A 19,201-nucleotide genomic window follows, 5' to 3' on the forward strand; every position below is an offset into this window, starting at 1 on the left:
AACAGCAGAGTCGATAAAGATTTCAATCAATAAAGAGTTCTATCAGCAAGAATATTCCTCAAAAAAATGGCTTTGAGCAATCAGCGCTCAAAGCCATTTTAAACCACACTATTTTCAGTCACGCTACATCAGCTGTAGATAGAAGCTTCACCCTCTGGGCGCGTCTTGAGCAACCGCAGGAACCACATATACTGCTCTGGATAAGCTAATATAACTTGCTCGACCACTTTGTTCAGCGCCAACGCCTCGTTTTCCTTGCCTACCATGTCTTCAGGCGCTACGACCGTCATCACAGTGAGATCAAACTGACGTGTCGCTTGGTTGTAACCAATCTTTACAGGTAGCACTTGGGCATTACCCGCCTGCGCTAAACGCCCAACGACAGGCAGCGTTGCTTTCACTGTGCCTAAAAAAGGCGCAAACACGCTTTGTTCTGGGCCTAAATCTTCATCGGGAAGGTAAAAGAAACTGTTACCGCGCTTAAGCTCGGCTAATAACGCCCGAATCCCCGCCTCACGCATATATACATGGCCACCACAGCTGCTACGCACACGATTACTAAACCAATTGAATAAGCCGTTTTTATGGGCTTTGGCCATCGTCACCATAGGTAACTCTAGGTTAAGGCGTAAGCCGGCATAATCGATTGGCCACACATGGGGCATGATGAAAATGATCGGTTGCCCCGCCGCTTGTGCTTTCGTCACATGCTCAAAGCCGATTAAATTCACTCGACGACGCAAATGGGCTTTTGAGCGCACCAGCAATTCGCCTTGAGCTAACAAGACTAAAACGAAGTTTTGTACGTTCACACGGATTAACGCTTCGATCTCGGCGGCAGATTGTTCAGGAAAGCACGCTCTTAAGTTTGCTCTTGCAACACTAATGGGCTTTTTGGCAATCGGCATCACTAATCTTGCCAATAATCTTGCAATGGGATCACGCAGCCATGCGGGCATAAGTCCAAAAATCACTAATAGACCAATCGCCAACCAAGTGGCCCAGTATTTAGGGTGTAATAAGGCGAGTTTAAAGCGACGGTCGAAATGTTTGGGCTGTCTTGACAAAGAATTCACCTCAGACAGTGGATAGAAATAATGGAGATATTGCACAAAAAAATAAACAGGAAAGCCACTCTCTAAGGAGTGGCTTTCCCATCAAACAAACGAAATTACTTACCCGTGTTTGCTGCTTCTACACGAGTTTTCAGCTTTTGGCCGGGACGGAAAGTCACGACACGACGAGCAGAAATTGGGATATCTTCGCCTGTTTTTGGGTTCCTTCCCGGTCTTTGATTCTTGTCCCTAAGGTCAAAGTTGCCAAAGCCAGATAACTTGACCTGCTCACCACTTTCAAGTGCGCCCCGAATCTCTTCAAAGAACGACTCAACCATCTCTTTAGCGACACGTTTGTTCATTCCGAGTGTTTCAAAAAGATGTTCTGCCATTTCGGCTTTGGTAAGTGCCATACTTTAATCCCTCAACGATGCGTTGAACTCGGACTTAAGGGCAGAAACGACTGAACCAACGGTCTCAGCAATCTCTTTTTCCTCAAGCGTACGAGTAGTGTCTTGTAATGTAAGTGCTATCGCCAGGCTCTTCTTGCCAGGTTCAACACCTTTACCTAAGTATACATCGAACAAGTTTATGCCAACCAACTGATTTTCGCCAACTTTTCTTATCAATTTCATTACATCACCTGCAGATACACTCTCATCTACTACGACGGCGATGTCACGACGATTAGCTGGAAACTTAGATACAGCTTGGGCTAGCGGCAAACTGGTATGCAATAAAGCATCCAATTCCAACTCAAAAACGATGGTTTTACCATTGAGTCCAAAAGGCTTCTCCAAACTAGGATGGATTGCACCTATATGACCGATCACTCGATCATTTCTCAATATTTCAGCACATTGCCCCGGATGGAGAGCAGAATGCGTCGCTACTCTAAAGCTAAATTCTGATGCGGAAACTGTCAAGCCGATAATTGCTTCTAAATCACCTTTAAGGTCGAAAAAATCAACAGTTTTCGATTCCATAGCCCAATGTTCATCATTTTGGAGCCCAGTAATGACACAAGCGAGCATTGCTTGCTGTCTTACACCGGATTCTGCATTGATATCAGGAACAAAGCGCAGGCCAGTTTCAAAAAGTCTCACGCGACTCTGTTGACGACTTTGATTGTAGCCAACGGCGGCCAATAAACCGGTGAACATTGACAGGCGCATGGCCGACATTTCACTGGAAATTGGGTTTGGTAACACCATTGCCTCTAAACCAGGGTGAACCAGATTTTGCAATTTTGGATCGACAAAGCTGTAGGTTACCGCTTCTTGGAAGCCACGAGCGACCAATAAGGCACGCACGCGTTTTAGGCTTAAGTCAGATTCTTTATGATCTGACATACGCAGCGCGGCAACGGGTGCGATATTCGGGATATTGTTATAACCGTAAATACGCGCCACTTCTTCAATCAAATCTTCTTCAATCGCCATATCGAAACGATAAGTCGCAGTGGTGACCTGCCAGCTATCTTGCCCAGCAACCACATTGAAGCCTAGACGTTGTAAAATTTCAACCACATCCGTGTCTGGCACGTGGTGACCTAAAATTCGATCTAACTTGCTGCGACGTAACACGATTTGTGCTGGTTTGGGTAAATCAGCGTCTGATTTCACTTCAACTACAGGGCCCGCTTCACCGCCACAGATATCCAGCACTAAACGGGTCGCACGGTCGATAACCTTGTGTTGCATCTCAGGGTCAACACCACGCTCAAAGCGGTGTGATGAGTCTGTATGTAAACCTAAACGACGTGACTTACCCATAATAGCAAGAGGCGCGAAGAACGCACATTCAAGCAGTATGTCTTGGGTCGTGTCGCTCACGCCTGAATATTCGCCGCCAAACACGCCTGCAAGGGCTAATGGACGCGCATCATCGGCGATCACTAAGGTATCGCTTGGGATGGTCACTTCGCTGCCATCAAGCAGGGTGATTTTCTCTTCGCCAGTGCCTAAACGCACTTGGATATCGCCCGTTAACTTGGCAAGATCGAAAGCGTGCATAGGTTGACCGAATTCAATCAACACAAAGTTAGTGATATCAACGATAGGATCGATAGAGCGAATACCGCTACGGCGCAGTTTTTCCTGCATCCATAATGGCGTAGGCGCTTTAACATTAACGTTTTTAACCACACGGCCTAAGTAACGTGGACAAGCGGCTGGCGCCTTAACGTTAATCGTGACCTGTGCATCTGTCGTTGGCGTAACGGCTTGCCACTGTGGCTCAACCACAGCTTGGCGGTTTAACACGCCTACTTCACGGGCAAGACCTGCCATGCCTAAGCAATCGGCACGGTTAGCCGTTAAATCTACATCGATAACGGCATCATTAAGTTGCAGATAATCGCGGATGTCAGTGCCAAGTGGCGCGTCCAATGGCAATTCGATAATGCCATCGCTTTCGACGTTAATGCCAAGCTCACTGTACGAGCACAACATGCCTTCTGATGGCATGCCACGCAGCTTGGCTTTCTTGATTTTGAAATCGCCAGGTAATACGGCGCCAACCATAGCCACTGCCACTTTAAGACCCTGACGGCAGTTTGGTGCACCGCAGACGATATCGATAAGTTCGCTACCACCAACGTTGATTTTGGTCACGCGCAGTTTATCGGCATCGGGATGCTGACCACACTCAACCACTTCACCAATCACGACACCGCTAAAATCGGCAGCCACGGCTTCAACGTCATCGACTTCGAGACCGGCCATAGTGATCTGGTGGGATAATGCTTCACGGCTGACTGAAGGGTTTACCCATTCACGAAGCCAAGATTCGCTAAATTTCATGCTATTACAGCTCCGTTATTTAAATTGCTTCAGGAAACGTAGGTCGTTTTCGAAAAACGCACGTAAATCGTTTACGCCGTAACGCAACATAGTTAAGCGCTCGACACCCATACCAAAAGCAAAACCAGAGTATTTTTCTGGATCTATGCCAACGCTGCGCAGCACATTCGGATGTACCATACCGCAGCCAAGCACTTCTAGCCATTTACCATTTTTGCCCATCACGTCAACTTCCGCTGAAGGTTCAGTGAATGGGAAGTAAGATGGACGGAAACGCACTTGCAGATCTTCTTCGAAGAAGTTACGCAGGAAGTCATGCAAAATGCCTTTCAATTCGGCAAAGTTCACATGCTCATCAACCAACAGCCCTTCCACTTGGTGGAACATTGGCGTGTGTGTTTGATCGTAATCGTTACGATAAACACGACCCGGTGAAATAATGCGTAATGGTGGCTTTTCAGTTTCCATAGTACGGATTTGCACGCCCGAGGTTTGGGTACGCAGCATCAGTTTAGGATTGAAATAAAAGGTATCATGATCGGCACGGGCTGGGTGGTGCTCAGAGATATTCAGCGCATCGAAATTGTGGAAATCATCTTCAATTTCAGGCCCCTGCTTTACCGAGAACCCTAATTCCCCGAAAAAGGTTTCGATACGTTCAATGGTGCGAGTCACTGGATGTAAGCCACCAATCTCTTGGGTGCGGCCTGGCAAAGTCACATCAATCTTTTCAGCGATTAATTTGGCTTCCAGTTCCGAACTCTTTAGACCATCGATGCGCTCAGTTAATTTTTGTTGAATCGCCTGTTTAGCATCATTGACCGCTTGGCCAAAGGCTGGCTTTTCTTCAGGGCTTAAGCTACCCATCATTTTCATCATGTCGGTGATTTTACCTTTCTTACCTAGGTAATCGACACGGATATCATCCAGTGCTTTTAGATCACTGGCCTGGTCAATAATGACTAAGGCTTGTTCTACGATCTCAGTTAACTGCTGCATTTTCTCTTCCACTGCATAGTCGCGCTTGATAAACAAGTGCTATGGGCGCCAAACTTTCAGGCTATTTGGGTGCTCAGGTTATCGGGCGTTAATGCCAGACGCTTTGCTAGCTATAACGAAATAAAAGGATAGAAATTTTACGCGAGCGAGCGGCATATTACTAGGGCTTATTGGGGGTTTTTATCATGCAAATTCATGTGTTACCCCAGTTCAGAGCCTGAGTTTTGCTCAAGGTGAAATCCAGACCTCAATTCTGACCGAAACAAGTTCCCTATACAGCCACTAGCAGCATTTGTAACTAAACTGTAAACTAATGCCTGTACCCTGCCAAAATTGCAGCAAACAACACAATAACGACTGCAATTAGACTACATTCTAGATATAAATCATTACAAAACAGAAAACTATCAAGTCTATGGCAAACTGACCGATATACATTCGGTTCACAGCCCATTTTATCGAGGCACTCATGAAAGAAGTAAAGTTTCGCTGGATAGATCAATATCTTATCCATATGACCTTAAAAACTAAATTCGCTATTCTCTCTATCGTTCCCATGCTAATGATTGTTGGACTGGCGATTTTTCTTGATAACCAATCCCAGCAAACCTTAGTGCAAGGACAGCTCAACGGTCTACAAAATGCGTCACAACAAATCAACCAAGTCACGGGCAGCTTATATAACAAACTCCCAGAGCAAGAACGCCAAGCTATCCTTAGCCAGCTAAGTCGCGAAATCAAAGGCAATGTCAGCATTGTTTCGGTGAATGAAGCCGACAGCAAAGCGCAATCCTTAGCTCGCAGCGGTGGCGGTATTGATGATAGCGGTAAGCAACCTAGAGCTGTGAGTCGCGTTAACGATCAAAACCTGATCACGATTATTCCCTTAGACAGCAAAGAAATTGATGCCCTGCTCGCCAAAGATAACCTGCTGATTTACGGCCTGATGGCGGCGCTTCTGTTCGTGTTATTTTTATTTAGCTACTACATTTCGACCTTCGTGGGCGGCGCACTTTATACCACAGTGATGGCATTAAAACGCGCCGCATCGGGTGACTTAACCGGACGTTTAAACTTCTTCGAGGTAAAGGACGAATTCAGTATCTTAGCCATCAGTATCGATGCCTTAGTGGAGCGTCAGCATCTGTTAGTGAAACAAATCGCCGAGTCGACAACGAAAATCCGCGAGGTAGTGTCCTCGTTTCGTAGTACAGCGCAGCAAGGTCAATCCTTGGCGGTGAACCAGAGACAACATTTGGACTCCCTAGCAACGGCGATGGAAGAAATGACCGCCGCAGTGAAGGAAGTCGCCCGCAATGCCGAGCAATCTTCTGCCGAAACCCAAGAGGCTAATCAACAGGTTAGCGCGGGTGGTAAAGACATTGAAACCACAGTCAAAGCCATCGATGTGTTATCGGATGAGATCTCCTCAGCCTCGAATGCGGTGGGCGTACTCAATGACAACGCCAGTAAAATTGATGAAGTGGTATCAACTATTAATGCGATTTCCCAGCAAACCAACCTACTCGCCCTCAACGCGGCGATTGAAGCGGCGCGCGCCGGAGAACAAGGTCGTGGTTTTGCCGTGGTCGCCGATGAAGTGCGTACCTTAGCGGGCCGCACTCAAGCCGCGACGGTTGAGATCAAAACCATGATCGAATCGCTGCAATCGGGCACGCGCAATCTAACCCAAGTGATGTCACGTACTGTGAGTCAAGCGAATGAAGGCAAACAACACGTACTGCAAACGGGTAAAGACTTAGAGTTTATCGCCCATCACAGTAATAAAGTGTTTGAAATGAGTGTGCTAATCGCCACCTCGGCCGAAGAACAATCGGCTGTGGCCAACGAGATTGCGACTAACCTGATGGAAATCCGCAACCAGTCACACGATGTGGAGCAATCGGCGAACCAGTCGGTTTCAGGTTGTGATGAGCTGCAAGCAACAGCTGGGCAACTTGATCAGTTGATGGTGGGATTAAAAATCTAGTCGAGCATTATTTGATGGAATTTAAATTCACTTAACACCCAAAATGCACAAGGGAGCGATAATCGCTCCCTTGTTGTTTTTTCATTCTGACGGTCACAGTCGAATCAACCACTGTTTTTCAATCAAGCAGTTGTTCAGTCAACCAGTAACATTTCAATCATTAACTCACTTTTCAATCGACAACGCGACGGTAAAAATTAATCCACGTCTGTTAATCCACATCTTTGAGTGGCCATAGCACGATATGATCTTCAATATCCTTCACGCGTCTTTCATCGACCACTTTGCCTTGGATCGACATGCCCGCTAAATGCATCGCTTCTTTAGAGCCAGTCAGCAGCGGATGCCAGCTCGGTAGCTCACGTCCTGCCGCTAAGCGGCGATATGCGCAACTGTCGGGAAGCCAAGTTAACTCATGGATATTATCAATCGTGATCACAGTACATTGAGGGACATGGGTGAAACGGTCACTGTAATGCTGACAGCCCGCCGTTTGATGATCGAGCAAAAGGCAGGCCGCATTGGTGTAATACAAGTCTTCGGTTTCATCATCTATCAACTTGTTTAAACAACATTTACCACAACCGTCACAAAGGGATTCCCACTCGGTTGCGCTCATCTGCGCTAATGTTTTGCTCTGCCAAAATGCCATGATTAACTGTATCTTCTCAATAAAAAGCCCGCTTAATGCGGGCTATTTTACACTAGTTTATCGGCGGATACTTTATTCTCTCGGACAGATGCGCGACAGAAATCCCGAAATAATCGGTATTCTGCCAGTGCATTAATGCGCGGTAATTGCCATAAACGAGGTATTTTCGACCGGTAACACCATCGGGCATGATTAGCGAGGCGTTGATGTCTTCGCGGGACGGCAAATCGGTATGATCAAACTTGCGAATACCGAGAGTTTGCCACTGGGCTAAGGACTGGGGTTTATCTAATCCAGCGACGGCTAAATCAAGCGTTGCAGGCACTTGTACTTGTCGCCCCCAAGTATCATTGCCGTTCCAACCGAGTTGCTGTAGCAAATACGCCGCGGAGGCAAACGCATCTTGTGTGTTGTGCCAAATGTCTTTCTTACCGTCACCATCGCCGTCCTGCCCATAGGCAAGATAATCCGTTGGCATCAGCTGCGTTTGCCCCATGGCGCCATTCCAATGGCTTTTAAGATCTTGAAAACCGATATGATCTTTATCCATTATGCTGAGCGCTGCCATAAACTCTTTTTTGAAGAAAGCTTCGCGCTCGCCGCCAAAGGCCAGTGACGCAGTCACAGATAGCACAGGATAATCCCCAGAGGCTTCACCAAAGTCTGAAACAAGCCCCCAGAGCGCAACTAAGAAGCGTGGCTGAACTGAGTATTGGCTGGCGATGGCGTTGAGTTGTTGTTTATGCTCTTTAAATAGTACACGTGCGGTGTCAACTTTCCACTCGGGCACAGTGTCGGCGAGATAAGTATCGAGGTTGTGAGTTTTTTCTGTCTGGAGGCTGTCTGTCGCTCGAGCTTTTTTGAAGAGTTTGATCTGGGGAAAGGCTAAATCTAATGTCGTTTGGCTGATGCCCTGAAGACTAGCCTCTTGCTTTAACTGAATTAAATAATCACTAAAGCTGATTTTCTCATCCGACTGCTGCGCCATGGCTGGCAAACTGCACGCACTCAGCCAAATGATGAAACAGACAAATGCCCTGATGGGAGCGAAGATATATGCGGCGAGTCGATAAAGCTTATACTGATAAACCCCAAAGTGACAAACCTTAACTGGGAAAGCATTGGTTTGATAAGATTGGGTTCGATAAGTACGGTATCGATGCATATACCTTCCTGTTATTTTTATGCTATTGGCTTAATCTTTGATCCCAAGACTGAGTTTATGCTCTGCCAATAAATTCACCTGAGGTGGTGGAATTTGTAAATAAAAGCCGTTTTCCTCCATCGCAGCTCTTACCTTTTGAATATCTGCCATGCCTAACGCATCACGTTTCGCAATAGGAAACACCATCACCAGCTTTGGCACGCCGAACATTTCCATCAAAGGCGCTGGAACATCATCAAAACAATCTCTTTTCTTCACAAATAAATAAGTATCAGCCTTTCGGCTACTTTTATAAACAGCACATAGCATAAGAGTACAAATATCCAATAGTTCAAACTTGCCAGTCAATGGGGCACACTATAACATGGTCGCCTAGTAATTTAATTGTAAAATCAGCGAACCGACTGATGATTTCTGGAGAATAGTGCCGGGATGTCAAAACCTAGCTTAGAGTTAAAAGGCGCTTCTTTTACTCTTTCAGTGCTTCATATTAATAGCAGCGATTTACAAGCTGTCATGACTGAATTAGACAGTAAGTTGGCACAAGCTCCTCAGTTTTTTCTGGGTGCTCCTTTAGTCGTCAATCTGAGTGCGATCCAACACGACAGCTTAAATTTAAGTGCGTTAAAGGATCTGCTGATCTCACGTCAATTAGTGATTGTTGGCATAACGGGCGCGACAACCGTACTCAGTAAACAGGCCAAAGACTTAGGCCTTGCCATAGTTAAAGCCGGAAAACAGAGCAGTACGCCACCGCCAGCACCTCGCCAAACTAAAATAGTGAAGCAAAATATTCGTTCAGGCCAACAAGTCTACGCAAAAAATGGTGATTTAATCATATTTGGTGCGGTAGGCAATGGCGCAGAAGTCATCGCAGATGGTAGCATTCATATCTATGGCGCATTACGAGGGAAAGCCATGGCAGGCGCGGCGGGCGATACCAGCGCCGTCATCATAGCCCACTCTCTGGAAGCCGAACTCGTTTCAATAGCAGGGCAATATTGGCTCGCTGAAAATCTACAACAACATAGCTCAGATAAAAGTGGCTGCATTCGCCTAAACGGTGAGTCACTTATGGTTGAATCATTGCCCCTCTAAATGGCAGAACAAAGGATAGAGAGAAACATGGCACAAATTATTGTTGTCACTTCAGGTAAAGGCGGCGTAGGTAAAACCACATCGAGTGCTGCAATTGCGACTGGTCTTGCCATGCAAGGACACAAGACAGTCGTTATCGATTTCGATATTGGTTTACGGAATTTAGACTTGATCATGGGTTGTGAGCGTCGTGTTGTTTATGACTTCGTTAATGTGATCAATGGTGAAGCCAATTTAAATCAAGCGCTGATCAAAGATAAACGCTGCGACAAGTTATTCGTTTTACCCGCTTCACAGACCCGTGATAAAGATGCGCTGACCAAAGAAGGCGTTGGCCGTGTTCTAGACGATTTAGCCAAAGACTTTGAGTTTATTCTGTGTGATTCACCTGCGGGGATTGAGCAAGGCGCTATGATGGCACTGTATTTTGCCGATATCGCCATTGTGACCACGAACCCAGAAGTCAGTTCAGTACGCGACTCAGACCGTATTTTAGGGATGCTGCAGAGCAAATCACGCCGCGCCGAGCTAAACCTTGAGCCAATCAAAGAATACTTACTGCTGACTCGCTATTCACCGAGCCGTGTAAAATCGGGCGAAATGTTGAGTGTTGATGATGTTCAAGAAATTCTGGCCATTGAATTACTGGGCGTGATCCCTGAATCACAATCGGTACTCAAAGCCTCTAACTCAGGCGTGCCTGTGATTATCGATCAAGAAAGTGATGCAGGTTTAGCCTACAGTGACACAGTTGCACGTTTACTGGGCGAAGATGTCCCAGTACGCTTTATTACGGAAGAAAAGAAAGGTTTCTTACAACGGATATTTGGTAGCTAATTATGTCTTTACTCGACTATTTCAAAAGCAAGAAAAAGCCTAGCACTGCGGTAATGGCTAAAGAGCGCCTACAGATCATTGTGGCTCATCAACGTGGACAAAGGGACACTCCCGATTATTTCCCACAGATGAAACAAGAGATCATTGCCGTTATTCGCAAATATGTGCCGATTTCTGATGATCAAGTTTCTGTGCAGTTAGATCAAAACGACGCGAACCTGTCGGTACTCGAACTTAACGTCACATTGCCTGACAGATAAGTCGATTACGCAAAAAGCGTCATCTTCTGAAGAAGATGACGCTTTTTGTTGGCTGTTTTTCGGCTATCGATAAGTTTCAAATACTGCGCATAAAGTACAAGACTTCACGCGCAAGATTTAAATACTAGATTAAAAGCCTTAGACCTCAAGCTTAGCTAGGGACTCAGCGGCAATCTCGCCTCGCCATCCGCATAACACCGCGGGTAAATCCCCTTGTTGCTTATCCCAACGCCATTGCAAAAACTCATGGATATGACGTTTAGAGCCGAGCATTTCCTGTGGCACATCATGCTGTTCGCACAACTCAACTAAGCAGCTTTTTATCGCCTTAAAGGCCGATTTGTAACCCGACTTCAACGCCAGCACATCCACTAACTCGGGTAAATTGACCAAATCAGCGGTTTGTAGCACACGTAATAGATCTTTACCGTGGATACGTTTTTCTTGCTCAGTCAAATCATTGAGCTTAAACAAGTCGGCCGAGGATTTAGGTTGCTTCTTCGCCAATGCGATAAGACCATGATCTTTGACCACAAAACCTAGAGCTAAATCACGCACTAAGGCTTTTTCAAGACGCCACTTGGCTAGCACTTTAAGGTAAGCCAATTGGATTTCAGTCAGTTGGAAAGTATTTTTCACTTTCAAATAGGCCGTGTCGAGATCAGGATCGGCAAGCCTGCCCTGGGTCATCCTTTCCCCTTCCTCGTATAACCAAGCTAAACGCCCTTGGGCGCTGAGTTTCGCTTTAAGTTGAGGATAGAGCTGATACAAGTACAAGACGTCATTAGCGGCGTAACTTAACTGTGCTTCCGTTAACGGGCGGCGGATCCAATCGGTACGCGACTCGCCTTTATCAATCACTTCACCCAGGCAAGTTTCTACTAACTTGGCATAACCCACACCGTGGCCCATACCACACAAAGAGGCGGCAATTTGACTATCAAACAAAGGCGTAGGCTGACATTTGCCATAGTGGGCAAACACTTCTAAGTCTTCACTGCAGGAATGCACTAGCTTAACGATATTCGGGTCCGATAACAGCGCCCAAAACTGGGCTAAATCAGGTAAAGCCACAGGATCAATCAAAGCTAAGGTTTTACCATCATAGGCTTGGATCAAACCTAACTTGGCATAATAAGTACGAGTACGAACAAACTCGGTATCTAACACGAGTATCTTACTCTGTTTATATTGGGCAATGAGGGCATTAAGGCTTGCTTCATCACTCACATATTGAAACGCTGACAAATTCTTCTCCAGATCCTGTGGGTCAATCACAGTCCATAAAAACAAAAGCCGGCAAATGCCGGCTTCAATCTTACGCTCGCTTAGCTTCGTCTCTAAGCTCTCGTCGCAAGATCTTACCCACGTTGGTTTTAGGTAACTCGTCCCTAAATTCTACCAGCTTCGGTACTTTATATCCCGTTAAATGAATACGGCAGTGCTTAATGATGTCTTCAGCGGTTAAAGATTTATCTTTTGCCACCACAAATACCTTCACTAACTCACCACTGGCGTCGTTTGGCACCCCAACTGCGGCCACTTCAATCACTTTAGGATGCAGTGCAACCACTTCTTCGACTTCGTTAGGGAACACGTTAAAGCCTGAGACTAAGATCATGTCCTTCTTACGATCGACAATATAGAAGAACCCTTTCTCATCCATGTAACCAATATCGCCCGTGGCTAACCAGCCGTCAGTATCGATCACTTTGGCGGTTTCTTCAGGACGTTGCCAATAGCCTTTCATCACTTGCGGGCCTTTACCAAACAGCTCGCCAGTTTCGCCTTGGGCTAATACCTTGCCGTCATCATTACGGATTTGAATGAGTGTCGAAGGTGCAGGGAAACCAATTGAACCGTTGTAACCATCTAAATTATATGGGCAACAGGTTAATAGAGGTGAGGCTTCCGTCAGACCATAACCTTCGAGTAAACGGGTCTTAGTGATGGCTTGCCATTTATCCGCGACGGCTTTTTGTACCGCCATGCCGCCACCGATAGAGAGTTTTAAGCGCGAAAAATCCAACTGGGAAAAATCATCACTGTTCACTAACGCGTTAAATAAGGTGTTTACCCCAGTCAATGCAGTGAAAGGATACTTTTTCAACTCGGCCACAAATCCTGGGATATCACGGGGATTGGTGATGAGTAAGTTCTGGCTGCCTTTGTGCAAAAACAGCAGGCAATTCACAGTCAATGCGAAGATGTGATACAGCGGCAAGGCCGTTACCACAAACTCGCTGCCATCGTTTAAGGCGGGCGAATAAGCGCCATCGGCCTGCAATACGTTGGCGACTATATTGCCATGGGTCAACATCGCCCCTTTAGACACCCCAGTTGTGCCGCCTGTATATTGCAAAAATGCTAAGTCGTCGTTAGTGACTTCAGGCTTGATGTATTGCATGCGGCGACCAGTTGATAAGGTGTCGCGCATAGATAGTGCGTGGGGTAAGTCGTATTTAGGGACGAGCTTCTTAATGTACTTCACCACAAAGTTCACTAAGGTGCGTTTTGGTGCACTTAATTGATCACCTAAACTGGTGATAATGACGCTTTCAACGGGCGTTTGTTCGACCACTTCTTCTAAGGTGCGGGCGAAGTTTGACACTACAACGATGGCTTTGGCGCCCGAGTCAATCAACTGATGTTTAAGTTCGCGCGGGGTATATAGCGGGTTAACGTTAACGACCACCATACCGGCACGTAAAACCCCAAACAGTGCAATCGGGTATTGCAACAGGTTTGGCATCATTAAGGCGACACGATCGCCCTTTTCAAGCTTTAATTCATTTTGTAGATACGCGGCGAATGCACGGCTGCGTTCTTCCAATTTACGATAGGTTAGCGTGGCACCCATGTTGATAAATGCAGGTTGGTCTTCATACTTAGCCACCGCTGTTTCGAACATATCAACAAGCGATGAGTACTGCTCCACATTAATTTCAGCAGGCACATCTTTTGGCAAATGATTAATCCAAGGCTGATCCACTACTCTCTCCTAAATCCCCACAACTGCGGAAACAATATCCATACAAGCGTCAAGACTCGATAAATACCGAGTTAAAATACCGGCTTACATTTTATAGTTATTGATTGACTCGTCATAAATCATACGAGCGTTTTAATTTTGATCATCATCACATAAAAAAAACAAAAAACCTAGCGTCTTTTTTAGGGCAGTAAAAGCACCCTATTTAACGAATTCGCGGATCAAGCGCGCGACACCTTCGGCATTGTCCATGTGCACATGGTGATCGCCCTCTATTATGTGTTCAGACAAGTGTTTGAACCAGGTTCGCGCCTTAGGTATGGCGGTCTGCAACTGGCTAAATCCCTGTTTGCCACACACTAATAAGGTTTCAATATTGATGTCCTGCATTAATGCATCAACTTGAGCGAAGGTTAGCCTTTGGGGTGAATCTAATCTCAATCGAGGATCACTGCGCCAACCTATGCCCTCACCTTCGGGCTGCATATTACGCTCGAGCAATAGCCGACACCAAGGTTCGGCAAGTCCTGTTAAATGCGCCCTCGCCCGCACTGCAGTCTCTATGCTGTCGTAAATTTTTGCCTGCCCATGTTTCTGGGTTAAATACTTCTCGTGTTGATAGAAGCTTTTCCTTAGTCGTGCTTTCGCTTGCGTTGGCGATTCTGATAAGGGACTTAACGCTTCAATCAATACCAGCTTGTTGACCTTTTCAGGGAAGGTCGCCGTATATGCAGAGGCAATAATGCCACCGAGCGAATGCCCCACCATGGCCACAGGCTTTTGCGGTAATGCCGTTAATAGCGCATCCAAATCATACAAGTAATCAATCCAATGCAGCGGGTAATGCCCCGGCCGGTGCGCCGAAAAGCCATGTCCAGGCCAATCAATCGCGAGCACTTGATAATCGAGTAAATGCGCAGCTAAGGGTTCAAAACTGTTGGCATTATCTAACCAGCCATGTAAGGCCAGCAGTAAAGGTTTATCCTTCGCCCCCCATAATCGGCCTGCGACCTTAATATGAGGTAATGCAAATTCGATTTGATTTTGGGGGGCGAGAGATTGCCACATAATGCCTCTGATGTCAGGTGATTAAGATGATTTTTTGACAAATTTGAGTGTCATACGATCACTTTCACCGATCGCTTGGTATTTTTCCTTATCCGTGTCACCCAAAGCAAAAGAGGGCGGTAGCGTCCAAACACCTTTGGCATAATCCTTAGTATCTTTGGGGTTCGCATTGATTTCGGCGCTTTCAACTAAGGTGAAACCGGCTTTTTTGGCTAAAGCAACCATGGCCGCTTGGTCCATATAGCCAGTGCTGAAGTTCATTCCTTCGTTGGCTCTATGCTCTACCACGCCAAAGATACCGCCGTCTTTCAACACTTTATAAGATGCGGCAAACACGTTTTCCAACTGATCTGTCGATGCCCAGTTATGAAGATTACGGAAGGTTAATACCAGATCGGCACTGCCATCGGCGCCTAAATCCATCTTTTGTGGAGGATCGAAGGTAACAATCTTTGCATTGCCCATGACGTCTTTATTGGCCGTCATCCACGCAGCATACTTAGTACCAGCGTTGGCGCGATAGCGATTTCCGGGTGTATCCGTCGCGGGAGCGGTTTCGAAACTGGCGGCGATATATTGGCCTTCTTTGGCTAAATAAGGCCCTAATATTTCGCTATACCAACCATTACCTGGCCAGAGTTCAATCACAGTTTGTGTTGGGGTAATGCCAAAAAAACTTAAGGTTTCAGCGGGATGACGATAAACGTCACGGCTGGCATTTTTAGCCTGACGAAAATCGCTTTTTAAGACTTTATCTAAACTTTCATCGGCGTAGGTAACACTCGAACATAAACCAGCAAGCAGTAGACTGGCAACTAAGGTGACTTTTTTCATTGTAATTCTCCATGGATACCGAAGGCATAAGCTAGCAGCCAATGGCCAAAAATCCAAGGAATAGAAGTCGTAAAACCTAGGTTTGAGTGACATAAGTGGTTATGGCTCAAAGTGATGAGTCAATTCACCTTTAGCTAAACCAATAAAGCGCAAAGCGGAAAAAAGCCAGAGGAAACACAATACGCCTGAGGTATTAAATGACCTTGATGATTAGCGACTCGCAGCGTTATCCACACGGCGCCACGCAAAATACAAGGCGCAGGCACTGGTTAATAACCAAAGTCCCACCCAAATCCACGCGGGGATCCAAGAACGTTCGGCCAACATCACCGCATCACCTTGGCCATCAAGCCCGAGCAACACAGTTGGACTTGCCAGCGCATTAAGCATGATCATCAAACCGATAATACGCAAAAACTGGGTCAACATTTTGTTTTGACTGAGTTTAAGCGGTAACAACAAAATAATAGTGAGTACGGCTAGAATCGCCAGCGTGAGAATATCTCTGCCCCAAAGCAAGCCGCTTAGCACCACTAAAGCGCCCAGCAAGGCAAAGCTCACGCGGATCCCTTTTGGCCAAGTCGCGAGCAAGTAGATTAAATATCCCCAACAGGCCGCGCCAAAATACCCAGCAAAGCCAATCAACATCGGCGAACCGCCTTGGCTAAAACAAAAGCCTGCGCCGTTAGGAAACAATTGAATATGGCTAACCACACCCGAGCTTAATATCGTCGCAATGCCGTGGGACAATTCATGGAAATAACTTTCAAGCCATTTAAACGGCACGCTTAAATAGGGAATGCGAGTGATGAGTAACGCCACCACCAGCTCGATAATAAACAAGCCACGGCTTGGCACACCGCTGGCGGCTAAACCTGTTAATTTAGAAGAGGAAAATCGCGAGGTAGAACGGGTAGGCTTTTGTTGATGTTCAAGCATACAAGTCCACGCCAACCATTTGCTGAATTTCATCGCGTTTGGCGGCATGTTGGGTTTGTAAATATTGGGCTATCGCCCCCTGATGGCCACGCGTGTCTTGCTCATACTCTAGGTGGGCGCCGAGCCTTGACTGTAAATTTCCCGCTGCGCTTTTACTTTTAGGCTGGGTTTCTAAACTAAGGGCTTCGACAGCATCTTGCTCAATCACTGGGCGTGACGATTCAGGTGCGGTTAGCCCCTGAGCGATAGCGGGTCTATTACTCGCTACAGCATTCGTCAAACTCATTTGATTCACATTAACTTGCATCAAGAAGCCTTAAGTTTGCACTATTCATCGTTAAGCCATTCATCGTAAAGAATGCTTAGCATTAATTGCCTGAGATTCTATCGCAGATACTCAGGCAAAGAACAGCTTATTCACGACCGGGTAACTTTTTCCATGTGACTGTATCACGTAAATACACAGGTTCAAGCTCATCGACCGAGGTTGTTAGCCCTGCTTTGATACCTGTCTCAGCCAATATCAGCATAGCCCTTGCATCGGGATATTTCACGGCGTCGAGAGCTAAAATCCCTTTGCCGAGTGCCAGTAAATCAGGATAAGCATCAAAACCTGTGCCGCAAGCCACAATGGGCGCTTGAGTATCAAGCTGAAGTTGTACGTTGGCAGGCGCACTGACCACTTCTTTACCGACTAATGTCGCAATACCATCGACGGCCACAAACTGCCCCCAATACACTTCACCCATGCGCGCATCAATGGCACACAGCACTTGCTCGGCTTGATGCTCGCTAATGGCCATTTGTGCCATTGCCGCTAAAGTTGAAATACCAATCACAGGCAAATCTAACCCCAGTGCCAGACCTTGGGTCATGCTAGTGCAAATACGGATCCCCGTAAAACTGCCAGGACCTCGACCATAGGCAATCGCCGCCACTTTATCTAAGCTAATGCCCGCTTGTTTGAGCACTGAATCGACCATAGGCAACAGACGCTGGCTGTGTTCACGCGGCGCATCGGCAAGTTCAGCATAAATCTGACCTTGATATTGCAGCGCAGCTGAGCAGGATTCGGTACAAGTGTCTAAGGCAAGAATACAAGCAGAGTGTTCGTGTGTTATTGTCATTTCAAAACCGGATTAGCGGGCAAGATTTCGCATCAAGTTGACCATTTCGGTATTGTGCGAATATGCCATGAGTAAACTGGCGCAAATAATAACATCAAATGCCCGAAAACAAAGGGCTAAGCAAGCAAGTCAGCTAAAATAGCGCCCGCATGATATCCATTAGCAAATTAGGACTTCATGGATTTATGTGATCTAAGTCAATGATCGATAAACTCATTAATGAATACCGCTAACTTGGGGAAACTTTTTCAACTTTGCTTGTCAGAGCAGACAAGTCTGGATTGAATTCATTCCTTGCCATTCCTTTACTATTGTACGATTGCATTAACCCGCCTTCGATAAGGATATTTCATGTTAAACACGCCTCCATTGCGTCGCCTAAGACGCTTACGTAGTTCAGAAGCGATGCGCGATCTGCTGCGCGAAACCCATATTTCGTTAAGCGATCTCATCCATCCCCTGTTCATTGAAGAGCACATCACCCACGCAGTGCCTATCTCCACGCTACCAGGTATCAGCCGCTTACCTGAGACTGCACTGGCGGATGAAGTGCGCGAACTTTACGCCCTCGGGATCCGCTATGTAATGCCCTTTGGGATTTCGCACACTAAGGATGATAAAGGCAGCGACACGTGGGATGACAATGGCTTGCTCGCCCGCATGGTGCGCACCATTAAAGCCGCCGTGCCAGAGATGATGGTGATCCCCGACATTTGTTTTTGTGAATACACAGATCACGGCCATTGCGGCGTAGTTCACAATAATGAAGTCTGCAACGACCTCACCGTCGAAAATTTAGTTAAGCAATCGGTGACTGCCGCCAAAGCGGGCGCTGACATGTTAGCACCATCGGCCATGATGGACGGTCAAGTGAAAGCCATTCGCCAAGGGCTCGATGCCGCAGGTTTTGAGCATGTGGCGATTCTGGCCCACTCGGCAAAATTCGCCTCTTCCTTCTACGGTCCCTTCAGAGCGGCAGTCGATTGTGAACTCAGTGGTAACCGCAAGGGATATCAGCTTGATTATGCCAACGGTCGCCAAGCCCTGTTAGAAGCCTCATTAGATGAAGCCGAAGGCGCCGATATTCTGATGGTTAAACCCGGTACGCCCTACTTAGATGTGTTAAGCCGTTTAAGACAAGAAACCCACTTGCCACTCGCCGCCTATCAAGTCGGCGGCGAATATGCAGGCATCAAGTTTGCCGCCCTTGCAGGTGCGTTGGATGAGCGTGCAGTGGTGACTGAAACATTTGTTGGCTTAAAGCGGGCCGGAGCGGATTTGATTGTCAGCTATTACACCAAACAATATGCCCAGTGGTTAACCGAGAGTAGATAGTTCCCTCGGTAACTACCGTTGCGGACATTAAAAAATCTACAAAAAC

General features: G+C 46.6%; 19 protein-coding genes. 5 read left to right on the plus strand and 14 right to left on the minus strand.

Annotated elements, in window-relative coordinates; translation table 11 throughout:
• Positions 1-128: 128 nt before the first annotated feature.
• The 4 genes from lpxM to pheS all read right to left on the minus strand — a co-directional run bounded on the left by lpxM (position 129) and on the right by pheS (position 4,858).
• Positions 129-1,067, minus strand: coding sequence for a lauroyl-Kdo(2)-lipid IV(A) myristoyltransferase (gene lpxM / locus NE536_RS16440; protein ID WP_261273364.1), 939 nt, complete (start codon positions 1,065-1,067; stop codon positions 129-131).
• A 104-nt stretch (positions 1,068-1,171) separates the two neighbouring features.
• Positions 1,172-1,468, minus strand: coding sequence for an integration host factor subunit alpha (gene ihfA, locus NE536_RS16445; RefSeq protein WP_006081370.1), 297 nt, complete (start codon positions 1,466-1,468; stop codon positions 1,172-1,174).
• 3 nt (positions 1,469-1,471) lie between these two features.
• A complete protein-coding gene (gene pheT, locus NE536_RS16450; protein ID WP_261273365.1) occupies positions 1,472-3,859 on the minus strand; it encodes a phenylalanine--tRNA ligase subunit beta in 2,388 nt (795 codons plus the stop codon).
• 15 nt (positions 3,860-3,874) lie between these two features.
• Positions 3,875-4,858 carry a phenylalanine--tRNA ligase subunit alpha gene (pheS, locus tag NE536_RS16455; RefSeq protein ID WP_006081368.1) on the minus strand — a complete coding sequence of 328 codons (984 nt, stop codon included), beginning with the start codon at positions 4,856-4,858 and terminating at the stop codon, positions 3,875-3,877.
• 469 nt (positions 4,859-5,327) lie between these two features.
• On the opposite strand from pheS, the gene NE536_RS16460 reads away from it, so the two are divergent.
• A complete protein-coding gene (locus NE536_RS16460; protein ID WP_261273366.1) occupies positions 5,328-6,848 on the plus strand; it encodes a methyl-accepting chemotaxis protein in 1,521 nt (506 codons plus the stop codon).
• A gap of 211 nt (positions 6,849-7,059) precedes the next feature.
• Here NE536_RS16460 and NE536_RS16465 read toward each other — a convergent pair whose 3' ends face one another.
• Genes NE536_RS16465 through NE536_RS16475 form a run of 3 tightly spaced genes read right to left on the minus strand, consistent with a single transcriptional unit; the run spans position 7,060 to position 8,974 of the window.
• Positions 7,060-7,500 carry a YcgN family cysteine cluster protein gene (locus NE536_RS16465; RefSeq protein ID WP_006081366.1) on the minus strand — a complete coding sequence of 147 codons (441 nt, stop codon included), beginning with the start codon at positions 7,498-7,500 and terminating at the stop codon, positions 7,060-7,062.
• A 52-nt stretch (positions 7,501-7,552) separates the two neighbouring features.
• A complete protein-coding gene (locus NE536_RS16470) occupies positions 7,553-8,665 on the minus strand; it encodes a lytic murein transglycosylase (RefSeq protein WP_261273367.1) in 1,113 nt (370 codons plus the stop codon).
• Between the two features lie 30 nt (positions 8,666-8,695).
• Complete coding sequence (locus NE536_RS16475; RefSeq protein ID WP_006081364.1) at positions 8,696-8,974, minus strand: YcgL domain-containing protein; 279 nt, start codon at positions 8,972-8,974, stop codon at positions 8,696-8,698.
• Between the two features lie 123 nt (positions 8,975-9,097).
• Here NE536_RS16475 and minC point away from each other — a divergent pair, with 123 nt between their 5' ends.
• The 3 genes from minC to minE are packed head-to-tail and all read left to right on the plus strand — an operon-like array spanning position 9,098 to position 10,860.
• Positions 9,098-9,763, plus strand: coding sequence for a septum site-determining protein MinC (gene minC, locus NE536_RS16480; protein WP_106650327.1), 666 nt, complete (start codon positions 9,098-9,100; stop codon positions 9,761-9,763).
• A gap of 27 nt (positions 9,764-9,790) precedes the next feature.
• Positions 9,791-10,600, plus strand: a complete 810-nt coding sequence (gene minD / locus NE536_RS16485) for a septum site-determining protein MinD (protein ID WP_006086391.1) — start codon at positions 9,791-9,793, stop codon at positions 10,598-10,600.
• 2 nt (positions 10,601-10,602) lie between these two features.
• The gene (minE, locus tag NE536_RS16490) at positions 10,603-10,860 is read left to right on the plus strand and encodes a cell division topological specificity factor MinE (RefSeq protein WP_028760193.1); all 258 of its coding nucleotides are present in this window, start codon (positions 10,603-10,605) and stop codon (positions 10,858-10,860) included.
• 138 nt (positions 10,861-10,998) lie between these two features.
• Here minE and rnd read toward each other — a convergent pair whose 3' ends face one another.
• The 7 genes from rnd to tsaB all read right to left on the minus strand — a co-directional run bounded on the left by rnd (position 10,999) and on the right by tsaB (position 17,820).
• The gene (rnd, locus tag NE536_RS16495; RefSeq protein ID WP_261273368.1) at positions 10,999-12,108 is read right to left on the minus strand and encodes a ribonuclease D; all 1,110 of its coding nucleotides are present in this window, start codon (positions 12,106-12,108) and stop codon (positions 10,999-11,001) included.
• 70 nt (positions 12,109-12,178) lie between these two features.
• Positions 12,179-13,852: a long-chain-fatty-acid--CoA ligase FadD gene (fadD, locus tag NE536_RS16500; RefSeq protein ID WP_261273369.1), complete on the minus strand. Its 1,674-nt coding sequence runs from the start codon at positions 13,850-13,852 to the stop codon at positions 12,179-12,181.
• Positions 13,853-14,053: 201 nt separating this feature from the next.
• Positions 14,054-14,920 (minus strand): alpha/beta fold hydrolase, encoded by an 867-nt coding sequence (locus NE536_RS16505; RefSeq protein WP_261273370.1) that lies wholly within the window; start codon positions 14,918-14,920, stop codon positions 14,054-14,056.
• A 21-nt stretch (positions 14,921-14,941) separates the two neighbouring features.
• Positions 14,942-15,754: a class I SAM-dependent methyltransferase gene (locus NE536_RS16510; RefSeq protein WP_261273371.1), complete on the minus strand. Its 813-nt coding sequence runs from the start codon at positions 15,752-15,754 to the stop codon at positions 14,942-14,944.
• Positions 15,755-15,964: 210 nt separating this feature from the next.
• A complete protein-coding gene (locus tag NE536_RS16515) occupies positions 15,965-16,693 on the minus strand; it encodes a M50 family metallopeptidase (RefSeq protein ID WP_261273372.1) in 729 nt (242 codons plus the stop codon).
• The gene (locus tag NE536_RS16520; protein WP_006081355.1) at positions 16,686-17,000 is read right to left on the minus strand and encodes a hypothetical protein; all 315 of its coding nucleotides are present in this window, start codon (positions 16,998-17,000) and stop codon (positions 16,686-16,688) included. Before NE536_RS16520 ends, NE536_RS16515 begins: the two co-directional genes overlap by 8 nt.
• Positions 17,001-17,106: 106 nt before the next feature.
• Positions 17,107-17,820, minus strand: coding sequence for a tRNA (adenosine(37)-N6)-threonylcarbamoyltransferase complex dimerization subunit type 1 TsaB (gene tsaB, locus NE536_RS16525; protein WP_259569879.1), 714 nt, complete (start codon positions 17,818-17,820; stop codon positions 17,107-17,109).
• Positions 17,821-18,171: 351 nt separating this feature from the next.
• Between tsaB and hemB the strand changes: the two genes are divergently transcribed.
• Positions 18,172-19,155 carry a porphobilinogen synthase gene (gene hemB / locus NE536_RS16530; RefSeq protein ID WP_261273373.1) on the plus strand — a complete coding sequence of 328 codons (984 nt, stop codon included), beginning with the start codon at positions 18,172-18,174 and terminating at the stop codon, positions 19,153-19,155.
• The last annotated feature ends 46 nt before the right edge of the window (positions 19,156-19,201 follow it).

Source organism: Shewanella septentrionalis, from assembly GCF_025370265.1.
Classification (GTDB): Bacteria; Pseudomonadota; Gammaproteobacteria; order Enterobacterales; family Shewanellaceae; genus Shewanella; species Shewanella hafniensis.